The sequence below is a fragment of the Lysinibacter cavernae genome, assembly GCF_011758565.1.
GTDB lineage: Bacteria > Actinomycetota > Actinomycetes > Actinomycetales > Microbacteriaceae > Lysinibacter > Lysinibacter cavernae.
The window spans coordinates 608,562-630,089 of record NZ_JAAMOX010000002.1 but is presented as its reverse complement, the minus strand read 5'-3'; the positions used below and the strand labels follow the sequence as shown (position 1 = coordinate 630,089).

At 62.4% G+C, this 21,528-nt stretch carries 11 protein-coding genes; 4 read left to right on the top strand and 7 right to left on the bottom strand.

The annotated features are described in order from the left end of the window. The first annotated feature begins 168 nt into the window (after nt 1–168). Nucleotides 169–7,368, top strand: a complete 7,200-nt coding sequence (locus FHX76_RS12130; RefSeq protein ID WP_167150990.1) for a DUF5979 domain-containing protein — start codon at nt 169–171, stop codon at nt 7,366–7,368. A 139-nt stretch (nt 7,369–7,507) separates the two neighbouring features. Continuing rightward, nucleotides 7,508–9,721, top strand: coding sequence for a putative bifunctional diguanylate cyclase/phosphodiesterase (locus tag FHX76_RS12125; protein ID WP_167150988.1), 2,214 nt, complete (start codon nt 7,508–7,510; stop codon nt 9,719–9,721). Between the two features lie 20 nt (nt 9,722–9,741). Here FHX76_RS12125 and FHX76_RS12120 read toward each other — a convergent pair whose 3' ends face one another. Genes FHX76_RS12120 through FHX76_RS12110 form a run of 3 tightly spaced genes read right to left on the bottom strand, consistent with a single transcriptional unit; the run spans nt 9,742 to nt 13,374 of the window. Then, nucleotides 9,742–10,311 (bottom strand): NUDIX domain-containing protein, encoded by a 570-nt coding sequence (locus FHX76_RS12120; protein WP_167150986.1) that lies wholly within the window; start codon nt 10,309–10,311, stop codon nt 9,742–9,744. A gap of 30 nt (nt 10,312–10,341) precedes the next feature. Continuing rightward, entirely contained in the window at nt 10,342–11,289 is a 948-nt protein-coding gene (locus tag FHX76_RS16790; RefSeq protein ID WP_167150984.1) for a diguanylate cyclase domain-containing protein, read from the bottom strand. Nucleotides 11,290–11,337: 48 nt separating this feature from the next. Beyond that, entirely contained in the window at nt 11,338–13,374 is a 2,037-nt protein-coding gene (locus FHX76_RS12110) for a glycosyltransferase family 2 protein (protein ID WP_243848856.1), read from the bottom strand. A 469-nt stretch (nt 13,375–13,843) separates the two neighbouring features. On the opposite strand from FHX76_RS12110, the gene FHX76_RS12105 reads away from it, so the two are divergent. Then, entirely contained in the window at nt 13,844–15,421 is a 1,578-nt protein-coding gene (locus FHX76_RS12105; protein WP_167150973.1) for a chitinase, read from the top strand. 159 nt (nt 15,422–15,580) lie between these two features. Continuing rightward, nucleotides 15,581–16,297, top strand: coding sequence for a deoxyribose-phosphate aldolase (gene deoC / locus FHX76_RS12100; RefSeq protein WP_167150971.1), 717 nt, complete (start codon nt 15,581–15,583; stop codon nt 16,295–16,297). A gap of 111 nt (nt 16,298–16,408) precedes the next feature. On the opposite strand, the gene acs is transcribed toward deoC, so the two are convergent. From acs to FHX76_RS12080, 4 genes are all read right to left on the bottom strand, one after another. Beyond that, nucleotides 16,409–18,451 carry an acetate--CoA ligase gene (gene acs / locus FHX76_RS12095; RefSeq protein WP_167150969.1) on the bottom strand — a complete coding sequence of 681 codons (2,043 nt, stop codon included), beginning with the start codon at nt 18,449–18,451 and terminating at the stop codon, nt 16,409–16,411. After that, nucleotides 18,442–19,272 carry an ABC transporter permease gene (locus FHX76_RS12090; RefSeq protein WP_167150967.1) on the bottom strand — a complete coding sequence of 277 codons (831 nt, stop codon included), beginning with the start codon at nt 19,270–19,272 and terminating at the stop codon, nt 18,442–18,444. Before FHX76_RS12090 ends, acs begins: the two co-directional genes overlap by 10 nt. 2 nt (nt 19,273–19,274) lie before the next feature. Continuing rightward, complete coding sequence (locus FHX76_RS12085; protein ID WP_167150965.1) at nt 19,275–20,312, bottom strand: aliphatic sulfonate ABC transporter substrate-binding protein; 1,038 nt, start codon at nt 20,310–20,312, stop codon at nt 19,275–19,277. 147 nt (nt 20,313–20,459) lie between these two features. Then, on the bottom strand, nt 20,460–21,368 hold the full coding sequence (locus FHX76_RS12080; protein ID WP_167151706.1) for an ABC transporter ATP-binding protein: 909 nt from the start codon (nt 21,366–21,368) through the stop codon (nt 20,460–20,462). Nucleotides 21,369–21,528: the final 160 nt, after the last annotated feature.

The window sequence follows — 21,528 nt, the reverse complement described above, 5'->3', positions numbered from 1 at the left end:
CTTGACACAGTGGCTTGATTTTATCTTTACGGTTCCGGGGGCGGAGCCGAGTCGCAACACTACTCGGAGCAGTTAGGGCTTGCCTGAGACATCGGGCAATGCGCTGTTCTGGACAGAACATGGGGACTATTTGTGTTGTTAACACGGTTTATTTCAGCGCGCTCGATTGTGGCTACCGTCATTGTTGGAGCCCTCGTGGCGACCGCTGGCTCGTTCGCAGCGGTTGCCGCCTATGCGGCAGGACCGCCCGTTGTGCTCTCACTTGCCGCGGCAGATCCGGTGACTGGCGCGCCACTCACCGAGGTCAAGGCTGGCGCTGAGTTTACCTACGTCGCGAGCGTCGGCTGCCCCGATCCGTCGGGCTGTGGCCCCGCGACGCTCACGCTGCAATTTGCGCAGGACGTCGAATTCTTGGTTGACGGCTTCAACCCGCCGACCGGGGTGACGGTCGACGTTCAGCCGAGCGGCGGAGTTGCAACCGGTAAGACCGTGACGCTGACATGGGAGAACCTCGCATCCACCTCGATCGCCTACCTGCCAGCGCGTGTGAGCGCAACCGCCGACGCGAGCCTGAACGGGACCGTCCAGAGCACGACGGCCGCACTGCTCGCGGGAACTGAGCCCAACCAGACCCAACTTACAAGCGCGGCGGACACCACCCTTCGCGTGTACCAAAAGCCCGCGCTCGCCAACGTTTCGAAGGCATGGACAAATGACTCGCTCGGCGATGGCAGCCAGGCAGAGACCACCTCAAAGACGACGGCAACAGCAGCGGCAAACACGGCAAGCTCGCTGACGTTCCGCGAGCCCAGCGCTGAAACGCTTCCCACCGGCACGATCGCGGCCTCAGAAGCATTTGACCTTCGCCTGATCACGCTCGACAAGAATCCGGCCGGCGCAACGGTAGTCTTTACGCTTGCCGATGGTACGACCAGCACGGAATCCCTTGCCGCTGGGCAACTCACGGCCGAGGCCCCTACAGAAGCCGTTGGCTACGAAGTCACCGTTACCGGCCTCCCAGCTGTTGGTTCCGCGACGGCCGCAGAGCGGACCGTTTTGGTTACCGCTGGGTACAAACTTCGCGACACGCGCCGCAGCACTGGTGGCGCAATTATCGACGCGACCGCGACCTCGCGCCAGGTTCGCGGCACGGCGCAGGTGACTAACACCGTTACGGATGCGGCACCCGGCGAAACCGGAACGGCCATCCAGCAGGTTCGAAGCGACGTTTCGGTTGCGGCCCTCGTGCCAACAATTGGCCGTTCGCTCGACTGGATTACCGCCTCAAACGACAACACCTCTGTCTACGGTTCGGGAGAAGCCTCAACAACCACCATCCGGGTGTCAAACACGGGAGTGCCCGTGCTGACCTCGCTTGAGGTGACCACATCGACGGCCACGAGCAACTACTTCAACTACCAGGAGTTGATGGCCGCGCCACAGGTTGTGTTCCCCTCGGGCGCGACCCTTGGCAGCATCCAGTACCTGTACGCGACCGCCCCGAAGACCGGAGCCGTGCAGGATTTTGCGAGCGGCAACGCCGTGCCCGATTCTTCCGTCGACAGCCGACCCCTGAGCGAGGTCGCTGGGATTGTGCTGACGTTCCGCGCGGCAGACGGGCAGGCCATTGGCGGCGGATGCGCGCTGGCCGATGACGCCTGTGCTGGGTCGATCACGCTTGACGCTGTGCTGCGTGACGTCAACCTCACCACCGGCGCTGCTATCACGGCACCGTCATCCAACCCGGGCAGCTTTGTCGTGACCAACTCGGCCACTGTGAAAGCTGTGGCTTCGACGGGCACGCAGATTTCGCAGTCAACCAACATTGCAAACCTCACGCTGGTCAAGCCGCAGTTCACCGCAAAACTGGCGAAAAAGCTTGGTGACGCCAGCGACCAAACGGCATACCCGCTGACCGGCGTTGCAAAGGCTGGCGACCTGTACGACTCGACAAAGCCCATCCAGGACTTCAAAGACCATAAGTTCCTGCTCACCGCATCAACCGCGCCGAGCGAAAACGCAACGGAAACGCTTGGCTCGACCGGTTTTGTCATCGTTGATCCGCAGACCGAACCAACCGTTCGCAACCTGAACAACAACCCGTTCAACACCACCAAGTTTGCGTCGCTTCCCACTTCGCCCGTTGCGTGCGTGAATGAGGCTGGCGACACGGTTGGCAGCACCACAAGCATGATGGTGTGGGTCGCTGACCGGGTTGACGCCCCGACGACGATCACAAAGGTTGCGTACGACGCCTCCGTCGACCTCAACCTCGTTGTTGGTGTTGAGTACACGGTTCAGCCGACGGATGCATCCGGTCGGTTCCCTATCCGCGTGACGTGCGAGACTCCGCAGGGCACAAGCGTCAAGTTCCGTGACAACCTCATGACAACTGGCGCGCTCGTGTCGCCCGCCACCATTGGCGCGGCCTCAACGCCGGGTCTGCTCGCCGTGGGAAACACCGCAGAGCTCAGGACCGGAACGAATACCGCGACGGCTACTGGAAGCGATTCGCTGTATCTCGTAGAGATTGCGCGCGCCTCGATCATCAAGCACTACGACACTGACGCGAAGGCGTACGGTCTCGCCGGTCAAAACTCGGCGACGGCGTTCCTGCTCGCGGGAGTACCCGCAACCAAGGACACAATCGCGACTCGCATGGTTGACACGGGCAGCGCCGGCTCGGCCCTTGACCTCTTCGCGTTTGCCGGTGCACGGGATGCCAAGGTTGGCCCAGACCAGGTTATGACGATTTCGCTGTTTGACCGTTCCGGCAATCCAGTTGGACCGGTCGGAACGGTCTCAGGACCAACCGAGCTCGACGGCGAAGCGCTGAGCGCAGCCGACATCGAAGACTCGCAGAGCCCCGCATACCTGGCCGTCCAGGGCAAAAAGCGTGCCATCGACTGGAGCGCTGAACTGTCGCCCGCCGACGCCACCAAGGTATACCGAGTGCAGATTGATGTGACACGGACGGATGACACCAAAGCGCTCCAGCAGTACGGTGCGTTCTCGGCCGTGGTGGACGTAACCCTTCGCTCGCACCTGCTCAGCAGCCCAAGCACTGAGGTCGACGGTTCACTCGGTGGCGTGACCTACCTCAACTACGCATCCGTAGAGTCAACGGAGGACGGAACGGCTTGGGCAAGCGAATACAACGCGAGTGCAAAGTACACGGTCTACGAGGCTAATCAGCTGTTTGGTGATGCCGCGGTAAATTGGCAAGCAGCCGATGGTTCCGATTACCTCGTTGCCCAGGACGGCACGACCTCCCGGATCACACTGGATGCCTCGAATAAGACGGCACTTGGCGTTGCCAACGTCGACCCTGAGAACCAGTGGTCCGCAACGGGAAGCATCCCGGTAGGGGTCGATCGTTTGTCCGTTGGGGTCGGCGGTGACGCTCAGTCCGGAACAAACCCGTTCGCCATAACCGACTTTGCCGGTATCCAGTCGATGCAGTGGCCAGACATGAACAACGCGCCGAAGGACGGAACCCCGGCCCAGAAAAAGGTTGCCGCGAACATCACCTATCAGTATGTCGACGGCACAACGCTCGTGGTTGACGCCCCGGTCGGAGCAACAGCCTCGCAGCTGAACCCGCCAACTGGCACGTGGGCGAATGTCGTTGGTGTGTCTGTTGAGTGGGCACAGGATGGCCGTTTTGTTGGTGCAAAACAGGCAGAAGCGACCATTCAGGGCCGCCTGGTGCTGAACGCCAGTCTTCGGAATGACGTTCGGAGCGGATTCTCGTACACCTTCGACGAAGGCGAACCGCTCAACCTCGTCTCCGAGCAAAGCATTGACGGCGCATACCAAACCGGCGCAGGCAAGGTCAGTCAGACGGCGCGGGCCACGGTTGATTACAGCGCCGATTTTGGTGCGCTCCACCTCGAGAGCCACACCGCCTACGACACGGTGTCGATCGACGTCATGGACAGCTCGGTAGCCGTCGGGCTCCGCAACTCAGGTGGCACGCTGTACCGCGATCTCCGCCCAAGCACTTCGTGGACGCTGTCGAACCAGAACACCGGAAACATCCCGGTGTCGTCGCTCCGCCTCGCAACCGACACGGAGTTCATGGACGCATCCTCGTGGCCAGGAACCGACCCAGAAGACTACGCGGTAACACCGGGCAGCGTGTTTGATGCCTTCGACGTGACGCGTGCCTACGTGGTGTATCCAACAGGAGCGACGTCCGCAACCGTATGGATGCGCGGAGCCGACGGTGCCTGGACAACGGGCGTCTCAGCCACAAACGGCTCGTACCTGAACTTGCCGCAGACCGGCGATGGGCCGAAGACGTGGTCTGAGGTCACCGGATTCCGTGTGCAGTTCGACGGCAGCGAGCTCATTCGTTCTCGCATTGCCAAGCAAGCGACCGGCCAGCTGGTGTTTGCGACGCAGCTGCGCGCAACGCTGCGGAGCGACGCGGCAGAATTGTCGCCAGCAACGCAGCTCCCCGCATCACAAACGCAGTGGATGGTTGATGCAACTGGTGCCGGAGCTTCGTACCTCGGAACCTTTGCCGCGCCGCTTGCTGAAATGACCGCGGATCACGCAATCGCCTATGTGAACCCCGGAACCCCAAACCCGCTCGTGCGCAAATTTGCCGGGAGTTACAACTCCGCGACGGATACGGGACCAACAACGGCACGGGCAAACCCTGGTTCGTGGGTGAACTTCTACGTGGTGTTGTCGAACCAGACTTCAGGCGCGACGAGCAACCTCTACAACCTCTCCGCGGTCGATACACTTCCGTCAGAACTCGTGTACAACGCGGCGAACGCGTCGGCCGAGTGGTCGGTGACCTCGGCGCCGGCAGGAGTCTCGACAACGCCAGTGATGGAGATGACCACGGGGCTCAACACGAGCATGCGGTGGACCTGGCCAGCCGATCAGGCGCTCAAGCCCGGCGAACGCATTGTCATTAAGGTCCCGCTGCAGATGGTGGATGGGGTTGCTGCTGGCGGCTCCGGCACCAACCAGGCCCGACTGATTGCCTCCGGTATTGAGGGCGCGCCCATCCGCTCGGTGTGCCATGACGAATCCTCGGTTGCAGGGGCATGTATTGCTACGGCAAATGCGACCTCGCTCCGCAACGATTCCGTTCGTGTCGAGTCGTACCTCAACGAGGGTGCACTCTCCTCGTCGACGGTCGACGGTGAGGTCTGCGACGTTTCGACGCACGCCGACTGGGCCGACGGAACGTGGGTGAAGAATCCCTGCGTGGTTGAGACCAGCGTCGGTGGAACGCTGACCTACCGGCTCAAACTCATCAACTCGGGTAACAACGACCTGAGCTCACTCAGATTTGTTGACGCGCTTCCCGCAGTTGGCGACGAAGGCACAGTGCTCGACAGCCAGCGCGGCTCGCTGTGGACGCCCTCACTCGTGCCGGGCTCGGTGCGGATGCTTGGGGGATCAGAGGCGACCGACCTCGGCGCTCGCGGCGATGCCCAGCTGGCCAACGGAGGGTTCCGCTACTCGTCGACCATGAACCCGTGCTCGCTGAACCCTGATGCCTACGCGGGTGGCAACACGCTGGACTGTGCCGCGGGCACCTGGTCGGCAGCATCCGCTGCCTCGACCGCCGCTTTTGGCGGGGACCTCGTGTTTGATGACGCCGCCAAGCTTCGTGGTGGCGAGTACGTCATCGTTGAGTTTGAGATGAATGTTCCTCAAACAAGCGCAACATCGAGCACGACCTGGAACACGGCGGCAGTGACCGCCCGCACCTCGTCAGTGAGCGACTGGCAGCCGGCCTCGGAGTCGCCGATGTCGGGCGCCAGCGCGCAGGACACTTCGATGACGGTGACGCTTGGCCTGAGCGATGCCGACGTGACGCGTTGGCACCTAAAGGCCGAAGAGTACGTCGTGTTCTACAGCTGCCTCGCGCCCGGTACCGCCGTGCCGCTCACCGGCTCTGTTGCCTTTGCGGGTATCGACTCGGCCGACGGAACGCAGACCTCGACCATCCGGAATCTTCCCCGAGGCGCTGAATGTCAGCTCACGGACGAGGAATACCAGCCCTTCGGCCAGACGCGGTCTGCCGGGGATCAGTACGGTTCCGTTGCGGACGGGGCGACCGGTTACACGTACGAGACAGATCCTGAAGAAGCCATCACCCTCGACACCGACGGAACCAAGAACCTCATCGTTGCGACCAACGTGTTTGCCGCTACGACGCTGACTCTCGGTGTCGATGTGACTGGAGCCGCTGCCTCGTACCTGCCGGCCGATGCAACCTTCGAGGTCAACGCTGCGTGTACGTTTGGAGGCTTTGACGAAACGTACGGCCCGTTCCACCTTGGCGCTGGTGAAACCACCGAGATCAGCGGGCTCCCAGTTGGCGCTGACTGCTCCATCGTTGAGACAGACCACAGGGGCGCAAGCGTGGTTACCGCAACGGCGGATGGCGAGGTAGCGAACCTCGACGCCGCCAGATCGCTGACCCTCGTGACCCTTGAGCCTGGCGATCACCGCGTTGACTTCCTGAACGCCTTTCCCGCTGGAGCGGCGCTGACGATCATGAAGAACGTGCAGCTGCCGTCTGCCGGAACCGCCGCTGGCGACGTCCGGTTTGCCGTGAGTTGCACGCTTGGCGGCTACCCGATGGATCTCGGCGCGGCCGGTGACGTGGCGATGAGCTTTGGCCCAGGCGAAACGAGCAAGGCAGCAAGTATCGAAAACCTGCCAGTTGGAGCGGAATGTACCGTGACCGAGACCGAGACGGGCGGCGCAAACATCGCGGCACCGGACCGGACCGTGACGGTGCTTGACGGCACCCCTGTGACGGTCGAAATGGTCAACACGTACAGCCCTGCTGCGCTTGAACTCACAAAGCTGCTCGCAGGAACCGGAGCGGATGAGAGCTGGGTTCCGCAGGAGTACGATATGCGCGCGGTTTGTACGAGAGACCTCGTGATGAACGGCGAGGCCGTGACCGTAACCGATTTCAACGGTCTAACCACCGTGCGTGTTGGGACGCCATCCGTGATCGATGGCCTGCCAGAGGGCTCGCTCTGCACGGTTACCGAGGCGGACAACCGCGGTGCGGAGTCAACAACCATCGCGCCGCTGACCGCCGGCGTGACCGATAGTGACAGCGCTGAAGACGCTGCCACGGTTGCGCTTCGGGGCCCAAGCCACAACGGCGACGTTCAGGCGACCGCCGTAGAGATCACCAACTCGTTTGTCGCGCAGCAGAAAACGGCACCCAAAACGGGTCTCACCGTCACGGGCCAGAACGATGGGCCGCTCGCGCTTGCCGGCATCCTCGTGCTGCTCGGCGGAGCCGGACTGCTGCTGCTCACCAGGAGGCGTCGGTTAACCATCCGCGGCGAGTTCACGAGAATCGATTCGTGACCCGAGCGAAGGCTCGGCCAGCGATTGAAAAAACACGGTTGCGATAGCTATCGATAGTGGCCCCTCGGCGAGTACAGTTAGCCGGGGGGTCATTGCCGGGTTGTTCGGAACATCCAAGGACCCGGAAAGGAAGACGGTGATGCCGCACAACACTGAGGCCGACGCCGACCCTGACGGCGATAATGGCGCTCGCGTTGTAGCGATTTCCCTTGCCACCGGAACGATTGCCCGCATGGGCATCCAAGTGGCCAATTCCCTTTCGATCACGCAGCAGGATGCTGTTGGCAATCCGATGCTCGGTGTGCCAACCGACGCGATTGTTGGGCTGGCTCCCCTTCCCGCTGCCGGAATGATGTGCCCAAACACGATCGGTGTTGAACGCGAATTTCTCGTTGATGCCGGCGACGGCGACCGGCGGCGGCTGCGGCTTTCGCGCATCCGCACGGTTGGCGACCTCGTTGAATACTTCGTAACCGACCACACCATCTCCTACTTCGCCAGCCAGGTTCAGGACGCCGTTATTGGCGGAATGCTGGCCGAGCATCGTGCCCCCAAAATCTTGCAGGTGCTCTGTGCCGAGGTTGAGACGATCTGCCCTTCTGCATCCGTCGCCATCGGCGAGGTTGCGGAAGACGGCAACGTCTACGTCTTTTCGGCACCCACCTTTCCTGCGGCGTTTGTTGAAGGCCTGCCGCACGTTGGCGGTCGGCGTGGCGTCCAGTTGCCAGTCTTGCCTGGCACGTTCGACACGGAGCTCATCGTTCCGCTTGTTGCGGAACGCCCTGAGTGGGGCGATTTTGGTGCCCGCCTCAGCGCGTGCGGCTTCCAAGGATTCTGGTCGATGCCCATTAGCGGAAGCTCGCGCGCAGTCTCTGGGATGTTTCTGGTCGCGTGCCGCGTGAACAGTAGGCTGACTCCGCTTCGCCACGAACTCATGGATATTGCGGTGCGCATGACGGCCATGGTGCTTGGGCGAGAACGCGCAATGCTCAGGGCGCAACGCGCCGGGTTCACCGACAGCCTGACCAGCCTGCCAAACCGCGCCGGGGTCGCCCTGCAGGTTGGGCAGATGATTGAGGAGATCCAGCCGGGCGAAGAGTTCTCGGTTGTTGTGTATGACCTTGACCGGTTTCAGGCCATCCAAGACGTGCACGGCCACCGCGTTGGCGAGCAGGTGCTGCTTCGGATCGCCGAAAACATTGGCTCGCTGCTGCACGATGGGCACATCCTTGGCCACAACTCGGGGACGAGTGAGTTTATCGTTGTGCTCCGTGGGGTTGGTCGAGACAAAGCGATTGAGGCCATGCAAGGCAACGAGTGGCTTGCCGAAGACCCGTTGGAGATTGGCGGACGCCGACTCTATGCGCGGGGACACATGGGCCTCGCAGTGTATCCACGTGATGGGGAATCGTTTGAGACCCTCTTCGAGAACTCAAGCATCGCCCTTCACGAGGCTCGCCGTCTGCCGAGCACCTACTACCAGGCCTACTCCGGCCCAAACATGAGCTCGTGGGTGCGCGAAAATGCGCTCATCGGTGAGACCCTTGAGGCCGCCATTGAACACAACGACCTCACTCTTGTGTATCAGCCCCAAGTGCAGATCCTTGACGACGTCAGCACGCTCTATGGTGTCGAGGCGTTGCTGCGCTGGCGTCATCCAACGCTTGGCGCGGTAGATCCTGGTCGCATCGCCTCGATTTCGGAAGAGTTTGGTCTGAACTACCGGCTCACGAGGTGGGTCGTTCGCGAAGCCGCCAAACAGCTCGCCCAGTGGCGGGCCGAGGGGCTGACGGTTCCCCGGATCTCGGTGAACCTGTCGGCACCAGACGTCTATGACCCAACGCTCGCCAACGATATTCGCGACGTTGCCGCCGAGTTTGGCATCCCGCCGGCTGACCTGGTCCTTGAGCTCACCGAGCGAATTGCGCTCAGCGATGACGGGGGCAACCTCGTGTGCCTCGACCAGTTTGTGCAGCAAGACTTTCCGCTCGCACTTGACGACTTTGGCACTGGCTATTCGACGCTCATCCACCTGAGTGAGTTGCCAATTTCGGAGCTCAAAGTTGACAAAATGTTTGTGCAGCAGAGCGATCCAAACGCGCCCATGAAACCGCTGCTGCGCTGGATTACGCAGCTTGCGACGGAGATGAAGGTGACGGTCATCGTTGAGGGCGTCGAGGTCGCCGTGCAGCGCGACTTCCTGCTTGCCGCGGGGTACTCCATCTTCCAGGGATACTATTTCTCACGCCCGCTTGAGGCGAGGCAGCTGCGCACCTGGCTGGACGAGCTCGACGAAGACACGGCATTTGGAGACACTGAGGGCGACCCACCCATGGTTGACCGCCGCAGGTAGGGGCATCGTCTGCCCAGAACCTATGAGCCTTTTCGGTTGAGCGACTGGTAGAGGCCCATCGCTGCGATGGAAGCGGCGTCAGTGATCTCTCCGTTGCTGACCAGCTGCCAGAACTCCGTGGGCGACACCCAAACGGTCGCAGTGATGACTTCTGTGAGTTCAGGTTCTGGATGGGCTACACCCGATACGGTGGCCACAAATGCATGGCACAGGCATGAGCTCAAGCCGTAGGACTCATGGAATGAGCCGAGCGGGATGAACTCCTCCGCGAGCAGCCCCGTTTCTTCGCGGAGTTCCTGCTGTGCCGCAGCAACAGGGCTTGAATCGGCAGTGGAGTGATGAAGCGCACCCTGGGGGAACTCAAGGCGCCATTGCGCGATCGGGTAGCGGTACTGACGAACGAGGGCAAGTTGCTCCCCGTGTGTTGGGATGACGAGCGAGAAATCTGGCTTCTGGATAATCCCATACGGGCCGGTGTGCTCGGTCGAAAACTGGACCTGATCTTCGGAGACCGTGAGCCACGGGTTTGAGTACTTCTCCACGCGCGACAGGCGTGACGGGATGAACGGCTCGCTCTCCGGTGGTTTCATCTGTACCTCGTCGCTATCGGCGGCGTTGGGTTAGGCTTCGTTCGGTTTTTTGTTGGCATAGAGCAGCGCGTCGGCCCTGCGGAGGGCGCTCTGCACATCTTCTCCAGGGATGAGTGAGACCACCCCTGCGCTCCACGAGGATCTGTGGCTCTCCCGCAGGCGATTGATCGTCGCCGTTGCCTCGTTCTCGGTGATACCGGCGAGCAGGAGCACAAACTCGTCGCCGCCAGTGCGAGAAATCCAATCATACGGACGCAGCACTGACCGCCAGGCGGTGACCGCGTCAACAAGCTCTTGATCGCCGGCGGCGTGGCCGTGCGAGTCGTTGATCTCCTTGAAGTTATCAAAATCAATGACCGCGAGCGTGAGCGGCTCGCCGAGCCGAGTTGCTCGTGCGACCTCCATGGTGCTGACTCGCTCGAAGCCGCGCCGGTTGAGCGCGCCGGTGAGCACATCCGTCGCCGCGAGGGTATTGAGCTGGCGCTGCAAGAAGCCGCTGCTGAACAGTGAGAACGCTGACACCAGGAACACATTGGTGTACACGGTCCAGATTGACTCGAAGGGGTTGAGTGCCACGGCGATCGTGACAAGGAGCATCAACAGCAAGAATGCGGCGGTCGCAATCCGGGTTGGGTAGAACCAGCCAAGGTAGACGGCAACCATTGGTATCAGCAAGAAGTTGTTCGTGACGAGCATCGGGCTTTCTGCCGCGATAATCAGCACGCAGAGGGTCGCCGCAAGGATGAGCACGCCGATGAGACCGACCGCTGGGTGCAGCGACGCCCCGCGGCTAAAGGTGAATCCCGCAAACCCGAGGGCGATGCCCGTCGCGACCAGCGCATACAGCAGGGCATTTGCGTCTTTTGCGGTGATTGCATCAACGATTGTGCTGCAGGCAACAACCAGCGCCGCGATGCCGGTGACCCGAGAAAACGGCGTGTTTGTTTCGCGGATGGAGTGACGGATGGAATCAAACACGGCCGCTCCCTCAGGGTGCCGTCGCGGTATACGGCGAAGTTAGAATGTTCATTTGCTGGTTTTGGTCAGGCGGCGGCGGCGGTCGGAGGTCCGGCGCAGGTCGCGGTTGAGCCGGCGGTCGCCGTGGTACAGAATTGACTCCCACTGCACAGCAGGGGTGGCGGCAACGCCCTCGACGGTTATGTCGCCATTCTGAGCCGATGGCTTTGGTTTTGCGTCGACGTACAGCCAATTTTCGATGCCAAGCACGAAGTCGACAACTGAGTTCTTAACCCCGATGTACGAGTAGATCGCCCAGGTCGCGAGGACGGCGTTAAACGCGGCAAACGCGGCGTTGCCCCAGTGCCCGATTGTGGCATCTCGCCACAGCGTGAGCAGCGAGAACGCAACGATGAGCACCGGCATGAGCACAAACCATGCTGGCGACGCCGTGCGGTCGGAGACCTTTGGCGTGCGGGCAAAGGGAATCTTCTCGCTCGTGAGCGCTTGTTGGAATGACTTGAAGACGCCGGCGAGGTTGACGGGAAGCAAGACGAGGTTGAACCCGTAGATGCGGAAAATGTCTGAGAAGCGGTGGCCACAATCTCGCAGGTCGCTGCCCATCGCCAAGAAGTAGGGGAGGGCCGCGATGAACACGAGTGGACTGAGCAGTCGCGAATCGTAGGGGTAGAAAAGTAGGAAGAGGAGCCCGAAGCTTGCCCACGCAATCGACATGAGGTAGTTGACCCGAAGCAGGCGTTCGCCCATGCGCATCCGATCGTCGGTGCGCCGCCGCGCCCTGATCTGCTGCAACAGCTTTGGCATGATGATGAGCCCACCGTTTGCCCAGCGCCGCCGCTGCACGATGAGCGAACCGAAGTCTGGAGGGGTCGCACTGTAGCTGAGGCGCTCCGGGTAGTTGACAAGGGTCCAGCCGTGCGTGCCAAGATCGACGCTCGACTCGGTATCCTCGATCACGGTTCGGTCTTGGATATACGTGTTGATGACAAAGCCGCCAACCGTCTGCGTCTCTGCGATGTCGAGCAGCGCCCGCTTACGGATGACCGCGTTCGCGCCAACCCAGAACGTCGCGCCATAGTAGGTCATGCCCTGGTGCAGGATGTGCTGCAGGTCGGTGGTTGCGCCAGCGATGCGCTCGATGCGGGTCGGGGCCCCACGGAACGACGAATATGGCGTCTGCGTGACGGCCACGTTTTCGTTTTCCGGTTGTTCGAGGAGGTAGACAAGGCGGATGCAGTAGTCGCGCAGCAGCTGGGAGTCGGCATCCAACGTGAGCAGGTACTCGGTATCGGGGAACGTGAGCTCTGCGGGCTCTGGGTTTCGCTCGTCGTGTTCAACGAGGATGTCGCCGCCGGCGGTGTGCTCGATGTTGTAGCTTCCGCCCATGAGCGAAATATACGAGTTGAGGTTCATCGCTTTGTTGGCCTCTTGCGAGAGCGAGGCGTAGCGTTTGCGTTCGAAGGTGAATGCGCTCGCGGTGAAAATCCAGACGAGCCTGCGGTAGAGCTCGGAAATGCGCTCGGCATCTGGGCTCTCGCCCAGCTCCACCGCGGCGTTGAGCGCGAGCAGATTCAGGCGAAGATCACTCGCGAGGTTCATGAGCACCTGGGTTGCAAAGAACTCGGCGACGTGGTCGGTAATTGCCTCGCGCTCCGCCATCGTTTCGAGCCATTCGGCGGCCTCGCGGTAGTAGCCCGCGACGGTCTCGGCGTGCTCTGGAGTTGTGCTTCGGGGCCGATCGGCGAGCCACTGTTCGTAGCCAGCTCGGAAGTGCGCGGCTGGCTCCGCGAGCGTGTCAACAATCTCGTCGGCAAGGGCCCGCGTTTCGTTGAGCCGTTCAAGGGTTGTTGGATCGGTGGGGTTCGGGTTGTCGTCGATGAGCAGAACAACGTTGAGGCTTGGAAATTCCTGCAGCGCGGCAGACCACATGGTGTACCGGACGATTGCCGGCTCTTCGGCATACGAGGGGATGAGGACGGTAATCGCTTTGTCGTAGTTATCGAAGTGTCGGTCGAGCTGTCCACGGGGCACACGGGTGTGATCGCGGAACCGGTTGAGCGCGCCCTGGCGGGCCACGAGGTACATGAGCGCCGAGAAGGTGAGGAAGGTGACAACGAGTACATACGAAATTGCCTCAACGGTGAAGCGGAAATTCGATTGTGGGCCCTCGATAAACTGCCGAAATATTGTGGTGAGCAGGTACAAAAACCAGGCCACGATGGTAACGATAATGGCAAGCCTACCGAGCACGATCTTTCGTGTGCTTGGTCGTGGATGCACGATTGACAGTGGCTCCGAGCGTCGCTCAGAACCCCACTGGCGGCGACGCCCTGTTTCTTCACCTGCAAATAAGATAGTGAAACCTCCCCCCGGTTGTTGGTTCACTCCCTGTGAACTATTAGTAAATCGCATTTCGGCCGCTTCCGGGAGCTTTGTGTCTAAATTCGAGCGTAAGGGTACGTTTTTGTGACCAAAACGTGTGAGAATAAGACCTGCTGGCGGGGGTGCCATGCAGATCAGCGGTGAGTGATCGCCGCAGACGGGGTAGGAATTCGTGTCAAAAAGGTATCCGGGCCGACGACTTTCGTGGTGGCGACTCACCATTCTTGTTGGTGTGCTCGGGGTGCTTGGCTTCGCCTCGGTTGAGGGATGGCGCTGGTTCGAAGACGTGCAGACCGCCGCAAACTCCGATCCCTGGACCGATGGTTACGTCGACGTGACCACCACGCCCTTCTACGCGTTCGAAGAAGTGAGCGACACCGATCTCAAGAACATCACGCTTGCCTTTGTTGTTGCGTCGAAGACCGACCCGTGTGAACCATCGTGGGGCGGGGCGTATTCGCTGCAGCAGGCTGGCGTTGAGGTTGACCTTGATCGTCGGCTCGCGCGCCTTCGCGATCTTGGCGGCAGTGCCCAAGTCTCGTTTGGTGGAGCGGCCAATAGCGACCTTGCCGTTGGTTGCGAGGACTCGACCAAGCTTGAGAAGGCGTACGGCTCGGTTATCGAGCGATACGAGACCACAACGGTAGACCTTGACATCGAAGGCGACTTTCTGACGGATCTCCCGGCCATCGAGCGCCAAGCGCGGGCATTTGCCAGCCTCCAGGGCGAGCGGAAAACCGGGGATGCCCCACTCGACGTCTGGCTCACGCTTCCCGTTGCGCCAACCGGTCTGACCGATGCGGGAACAGACGCGGTCACCGCCTTCCTCGAGGCAGGGGTTGACCTCGCAGGTGTGAACGCTATGACCATGAACTACGGCGACACAGCCGTTGCCGAAAAACCATTCATCGATGTGATCACCGAGTCACTCCAGCAAACGCACCGCCAACTTGGCGTGCTGTACGGGCGCCAGGGCATCCAGCTCGGGTCGGCGACCCTCTGGAGCAAGCTCGGGGCAACCCCGATGATTGGGCAGAATGACGTGCGTGCCGAGATCTTCACAATTGCTGACGCTCAACAGCTCAACGCGTTCTCGGTTGAACAGGGCCTTGAACGAGTTTCGTTCTGGTCGATCAATCGCGACCAGACCTGCGCGCCAAACTACCCGGACGTCCGCACCGTTTCTAACTCGTGCAGCGGCGTTGACCAGGGCGACGCGACCTTTGCCGCCATCCTTGCCCAGAACCGACCAGGCACGCTCGACGCCGTCTTTGGGCCAGGAACGACCCCTGAGCCGACTGAAACCGACCCGGCGGCCGCTGACGATCCAAAGACGAGCCCGTACCCCATTTGGGATGAGAACGCCGCGTATCCTGCTGAGTCTAAAGTTGTCTGGCGCCACAACGTGTACCAGGCCAAATGGTGGACCCAAGGCGATGCTCCCGACAATCCCGTGCTGCAGATTTCGGAGTCACCTTGGACGCTGATCGGGCCTGTGTTGCCGGGCGAAACGCCTGTGCCGGTTCCAACGCTTGCGCCAGGCATCCTGCCCGAATGGCAGAAGGATGCGACCTACGTGAGCGGCGATCGGGTCATGTTCCTCGATGTGCCGTATCAGGCGCGGTGGTGGACGCAGGGTGATAGCCCAGACGCCTCGAAGGTCTTGCCCGATTCGTCGCCATGGCGGCCGCTCACCGCAACCGAGATTATGTCGCTGCAAAAAACGGCGACCCCAACGCCGGCTCCATAGCGCGAGCATTGGGCCGGCCAGTGTGCCGGCACGCGAAGGCCGTCGGCGATTGCCCTCTGGCTGAGCGGCTGGCGGGAGTTCCTCGGGGACGATAGATTGTGCAGGATACTGGCAGCACAACCAGCGCCTGTACCTAATCGTTCAATCGAAAGTGAAGTAATGACCACCGCACTCCAGCAGCAAGCGGCCGACGGCACCCTCAGTACGTCAGCATTGGCGCAGCTCATCGACCACACGCTGTTGAAGCCTGAGGCCACCGCAGCGGATGCCGAGGCAACCATTGCAGAGGCGGTTGAGCTTGGTGCCTTCTCCGCCTGTCTGTCGCCGTCGATGTTGCCCGTTGCCGTGCCTGCAGGAAGCGACCTGAAGATCGCCGTGGTTTGTGGCTTCCCAAGTGGCAAGCACGACCAGAGCGTCAAGGCCGCAGAGGCTGCCCTTGCTGTCACGCGCGGTGCCGACGAAATTGACATGGTCATCGATATCGGGCGTGCGCGCGAGCACCGCTTTGGGGATGTCGAGGCCGAGATTGCTGCCGTGCGCCATGCCGCACCGCGGCCCGTTGTGCTTAAGGTCATCATCGAGTCGGCGGCGCTCACGAACGAGCAGATCGTTGGGGTGTGCCAGGCTTCGGTCCGCGCCGGTGCAGACTTCGTGAAGACGTCGACCGGATTCCACCCGGCAGGTGGAGCGACGGTTGAGGCCGTTCGCCTCATGTCGCATACGGTTGAGGGCAAGCTCGGAGTCAAGGCATCCGGCGGGGTGCGCAGCCGTGCCGATGCTCTCGCCATGATCGAGGCCGGCGCGACTCGCCTCGGAGTATCCGGCACACGCCAGCTGCTTGGTGACGAGGCCGTCTCTGGCGGGAGCGCCTACTAGGGCTGGTCGTTTTTTCCGAGCATCCGTTCGCCCCTCGTTGCGATTCTGGGCTCCAGCATTCGCAATGAGAGGCGAACGGATGCGTGCGCGCCGCGCCCGTCGGATGCCGGGCTACCGGCCCGCCGCCACAATCGCCGCGATCTGCTCAGGAACCGCCGAGTCTTGCAGCGAGGTGACGTCGCCCAGCGGGCGAGCGTCAACGATGTCGGCGAGCAAGCGGCGCATGATTTTGCCGGAGCGAGTCTTGGGCAGGTCAGGCACCACGATGAGGTCGCGTGGCTTCGCGATTGGCCCGATCTCGGTGGCCACGTGTGAGCGCAGCAGCGAATTGAGCGAGGCGGAGAGGTCGTTCCAGGCGGCGAGTTCCGCTGCCGTCGCGGTGCCGGCGGCAACGCCGCGGTCGGCCGGGATCACAAACGCGGCAATTGCCTGCCCCGTGGTGTCGTCGTGCACACCAACAACGCCGGCCTCGCCGACGGCGGGATGAGAGACCAGCGCCGACTCAATCTCGATGGTTGAGAGGCGGTGGCCGGAGACGTTGATGACGTCATCCACCCGCCCGAGCAGCCAAATATCGCCGTCGAGGTCGTATTTTGCCCCGTCGCCGGAGAAGAAGTAGCCGCGGTCGGCGTAGGTGCGCCAGTAGGAGTCGAGGTAGCGTTCTGGATTGCCCCACACGGTTCGGGCCATGGCCGGCCAGGTGCCGTCGATGACGAGATAGCCGCCGTCGCCGTGCGCGACCTCGTTGCCCTGCTCGTCAACGACCTTCGTAGTGAGGCCTGGCAGCGCGCGCGTGGCGGAACCCGGCTTGAGCGTGGTCACGCCCGGCAGCGGGGCCATCACTGCGGCCCCCGTCTCTGACTGCCACCAGGTATCGACGATGGGTGCCGTGCCAGCGCCGATGTGCCGGTGGAACCACATCCACGCCTCAGGGTTGATCGCCTCGCCAACCGTGCCAAGCAGGCGGATGCTCGACAGGTCGTATTCGGCGGGCACGCCTGCCGGGAACCAGGTCATGAGCGTGCGGATGAGTGTTGGCGCCGTGTAATACGTGGTCACGCCGTAGCGCTCGATGATCTCGAAATGCCTCGCGGTATGCGGGGTGTTTGGGGTGCCCTCGTAGATGACCTGGGTGACGCCGTTTGCGAGCGGGCCGTAGATCTCGTAGGTGTGCGCGGTGACCCAGGCGAGGTCGGCGGTGCACCAGTGCACGTCGCTGTCCTTCACATCGAACATCGCCCAGTGGGTGAAGGCCGCCTGGGTGAGGTAGCCGCCCGAGGTGTGTACGAGGCCTTTTGGCTTGCCGGTTGTGCCGGAGGTATAGATGATGAAAAGGGGCGTCTCAGCGTCAAAATATGCTGGTTCGTGGACATCTGGAGCGGTATCCACCACGTCGTGCCACCAGAGGTCGCGGCCCTCGGTCCACGGGATGTCTGGGGTTTCGTCGCCCGTGCGGCGCACAACGAGCACGTGCTCGATCTGGTTCTCGCCGGCAACCGCCGCATCCGCGTTCTGCTTGACGGGAACCGCCTGGCCCCTGCGGAACTGGCCGTCGGTTGTGACGAGCAGCTTTGCGCCCGTGTCCTCAACCCGAAAACGCAGCGCCTCGGACGAAAAGCCGCCAAACACGAGCGAGTGGATGGCCCCGATGCGCGCGACCGCGAGGGTGATGATGATGGTTTCCGCGATCACGGGCAGGTAAATAACCACCCGGTCGCCCTTGGTCACGCCAAGATCTGTGAGGGCGTTTGCGGCCTGCGCGACCTTACGCTGCAGCTCGGAATAGGTGAGGGAGTAACGGTCGCCACGTTCGCCCTCAAGAAAGAGTGCGACCTTGTTGCCGCGGCCGGCATCCACGTGTCGATCGACACAGTTGACCGCAACATTGAGCCTGCCTCCGCTGAACCACTCGGCCGACGGAACTCCCACGCTGCCATCCTCGCGCTGCGCGGGCTGCCAGGTGTGGGCGGTGTGCCAGGGCTCGTGCCAGTCGAGGCGGCGGGCCTGCTCCTCCCAGAACGCCACTGGGTTCTCGGCGGCACGCTCCCACCACGAGCCGTCAACGTTTGCCTGCGCCGCAAATTCGGCCGGGGCAGGGAATCGGCGGTGCTCCGTGAGCAGGTTCTGAATGGTGGGGGATGCGGCTACGCCCATTTCCGAACAGCCCATTTCTCGAATTGGCCAATGATGGCGTCGGTGAGCTTGCCAAGCACGGCAAGCAGCAGGATGGCGAGGAAGATGCGGTCGATGCGGCCGTTATTGCCGGATTCGCTGAGCAAGAATCCAAGGCCCATGGATGCGGCAATCAGCTCGGCCGCCACGAGGAAGAGCCACGACTGCGCGAGCGCGAGGCGCAGGCCAGAGATCACGCTTGGCAGTACGGCCGGCAGCTGCACGGTGGTAAAAAGCTTGACCCCGCTCAGCCCAAACGCGCGACCGGCCTCAACGAGCTGACGGTCAACGTGGCGCAGCGCCGCGGCAACCGTGGTGTACACGGGGAAAAACGCGCCGATCGCGATGAGCGTGATCTTCGACTCCTCGCCGATCTTCAGCCACAGGATAAGCAGCGGAACCCAGGCGAGCGACGGCACCGCACGGATCGCGCCGAGGGTAGGCGCCAGCAGGATGTCCCAACGGCGGCTCAGCCCAACAACCGCGCCAAGCAGCAGGCCAAGAGCCGCTCCGATGGCGAACCCAACGAGCACGCGCTGCGTCGAAATCGCGATGTACAGGCCAAGCAGGCCGCGGTTGGCCAGGTCGACCCCGGCATCCCACACCATTTCGGGCGACGGGAACTGCGAGGTTGAGACCCAGCCGAGCGACGTGGCAAGCTGCCACGCGACGAGCAGGAGTACGGGCAGCAGCAACCCACCGAGCACAACCGTCAGGCGGCTCGGGCGGCCAATGCCTGAGCCCGTGCCTGCACGAGTGTCACGTGAGGGTTTTGTCGCTGTGGTGGGTGCGCTGCTGCTCATGATTAGCCTCCGATGTTGCTGGCGTTTGCCTTCTTGGCGAAGGAGTCGTTGAGCAGGTTGTCGAGGGCCTTGTCGATCTTGTCCTGGCTGGTGACGTCGCCCGTCTCAACAAAGATGGGCCCGATGACCTTCAATACTGAGAGCTGTGCGTCACCGGGAACCGGGTCAACGTCGAGGTTCGAGCGCTCGGTGATCACGGTCGTGGCGACGGCAAGGTCGATGCCGGCTACGTCGCTGAGGATCTCGGCGGTCTTCTCTGGGTTGGCCGCGGCCCACTCGCGGGCATGCTCATAGGCGTCAACAACGGTCTGGGCGACCTCTGGGCGTTCCGTGATGAACTTCTCGGTGGCGTTCAAAAAGCCGTAGCTGTTGAAATCAACGTTGCGGTAGATGAGCTTTGCGCCCTCCTGCTCGGCGTTGGCCATGATGGGGTCGAGGCCGGCCCAGGCATCCACCGACCCGTTCTGGAGGGCGGCCCAGCCGTCGGCGTGCTGCAGGTTTTGGATGGTCACGTCGCTCGTGCTGAGGCCGGCTTCTTCGAGCGCCTGGAGCAGGAAGAAGTACGGGTCGGTTCCGCTGGTTGCGGCAATCTGCTTGCCCTTGAGGTCGGCGACCGAGGTGATGGCGGAACCGTCTGGGACCACGATTGCTGCCCACTCTGGCTGCGAGAAGATGCTGATGGTCTGGATCTTGGAACCGTTTGACTTGGCGAGCAGCGCCGCGGAACCGGCGGTCGAGCCGACGTCGATTGCCTCGGCGCGCAGGGCCTCGTTTGCCTTATTCGAGCCGGCCGACTGCACCCAGTTGACCGTCACGTTGTTCTCGGCGAGGGCATCCTCAAGCCAGCCCTGGTCCTTGATGACGAGGCTGAGCGGGTTGTACGTGGCGAAGTCGATGTTGAGAACGCTTGCGGCCTCTGCCTTATCGGCGTTGCCCGTGTCGGTGTTGCTGCCTTCGCCGGCGACGCAGCCGGTGAGGAGCAGTGCCGCGGTGGCAAGGGCGGCCGTGAACAGGGCCGTTGTGGAACGTCGTGCTGACATGAGTGAACTTTCTTGGTGGGAAACGGGTGTGCTGTTGCGGGGCCCGCCACATGGCAAGCCGCCGGATGCGCGAACGCTGTGGTCGCGCGAGATGAAGCATGAACTGCGAATGGATGCGCCGAGCGCGTCCTGCTGGGGTGTGCCGCCTTAGCGGCTGGGCATGCTGGCGAGTGCGCCGCTGCCGAGGTCTGCGCCAGTGCTGTTGCTGGCGGATGCGCCGTGCGGCTCGATACCAAGGCCGGCAAGCAACTCGTCACGCAGGGTTGCAAGTTCGGCGGATGCCCGGTTGCGCGGGCGCTCGCCGGGAACCGTCACGATCTGCTTGATGGTCGCGCCGCTGTCGCTGTCGCTATCGTCTTCGCGGCCGAGCAGGATCACGCGGTCGGCCAGCTGCAGCGCCTCGTCAACGTCGTGGGTCACGAGCAGCACGGTTGTTGGCGCGGCCGCGTGGACCTCAAGGAGGAGATCCTGCATCTTCAGGCGGGTCAGTGCGTCGAGCGCACCAAACGGCTCATCAAGCAGGAGAACGGCTGGGTTGCGGGCGAGGGCGCGCGCAAGCGAAGTGCGCTGGGCCATGCCACCAGAGATTTCGCGAGGGCGGTGCCCGGCAAACTCAGAAAGACCAACAAGTTCGAGCAGCTCGGCGACGCGCTCGCGGCCGGCCTGCTTTGGGGTGCCAGCGGGGAGTCCGAGTGCAACGTTATCGGCGAGCGAACGCCATGGCAGCAGCCGCGGCTCCTGAAACGCAAACGCGCAGCGGGCGTCGATGCCGGAGACGGGGGTTCCGTCGATCAGTACTTCGCCAACGGATGCCGTGTCGAGCCCGGCAGTGATGCGCAGCAGGGTGGACTTGCCGCATCCACTCGTGCCGAGAATAGCGAGCACCTCGCCGGGAACAACCTCAAGGTTGATATCGCGCAGCACCGGTCGCGCGTTGGTGGCCTTCTTACCGCGAGAGGCAAAGGACTTGCCAACCGAAACGAAGCTCACGGGGTGCACGGTGTTTGGCCGTGCGGGCGAGGTATGGATGCTTGGGGACGAACCGCTGGCCGCCATCTGTTCTTCCGCGGCAGGGGCCGCGTCGGTGCGCAGTTCCGTGTCGGGAAGGGTTGGCATTCTTACTCCAGGTGCGTCGGTGAAATGCATCGGTACCGTATTGACGATAGGCGAGAACGTTTGGGAACCCAATTGCCGTCGCAATGTGGCGTAACACAGG

Bases quoted from the DNA above. Each gene is read 5' to 3' on its own strand.
- FHX76_RS12125 (WP_167150988.1), top strand. From the start codon at position 7,508: ATGCCGCACAACACTGAGGCCGACGCCGACCCTGACGGCGATAATGGC.
- FHX76_RS12120 (WP_167150986.1), bottom strand. From the start codon at position 10,311: ATGAAACCACCGGAGAGCGAGCCGTTCATCCCGTCACGCCTGTCGCGC.
- FHX76_RS12110 (WP_243848856.1), bottom strand. From the start codon at position 13,374: ATGTACCTCGTGGCCCGCCAGGGCGCGCTCAACCGGTTCCGCGATCAC.
- deoC (WP_167150971.1), top strand. From the start codon at position 15,581: ATGACCACCGCACTCCAGCAGCAAGCGGCCGACGGCACCCTCAGTACG.
- acs (WP_167150969.1), bottom strand. From the start codon at position 18,451: ATGGGCGTAGCCGCATCCCCCACCATTCAGAACCTGCTCACGGAGCAC.
- FHX76_RS12090 (WP_167150967.1), bottom strand. From the start codon at position 19,272: ATGAGCAGCAGCGCACCCACCACAGCGACAAAACCCTCACGTGACACT.
- FHX76_RS12085 (WP_167150965.1), bottom strand. From the start codon at position 20,312: ATGTCAGCACGACGTTCCACAACGGCCCTGTTCACGGCCGCCCTTGCC.
- FHX76_RS12080 (WP_167151706.1), bottom strand. From the start codon at position 21,368: ATGGCGGCCAGCGGTTCGTCCCCAAGCATCCATACCTCGCCCGCACGG.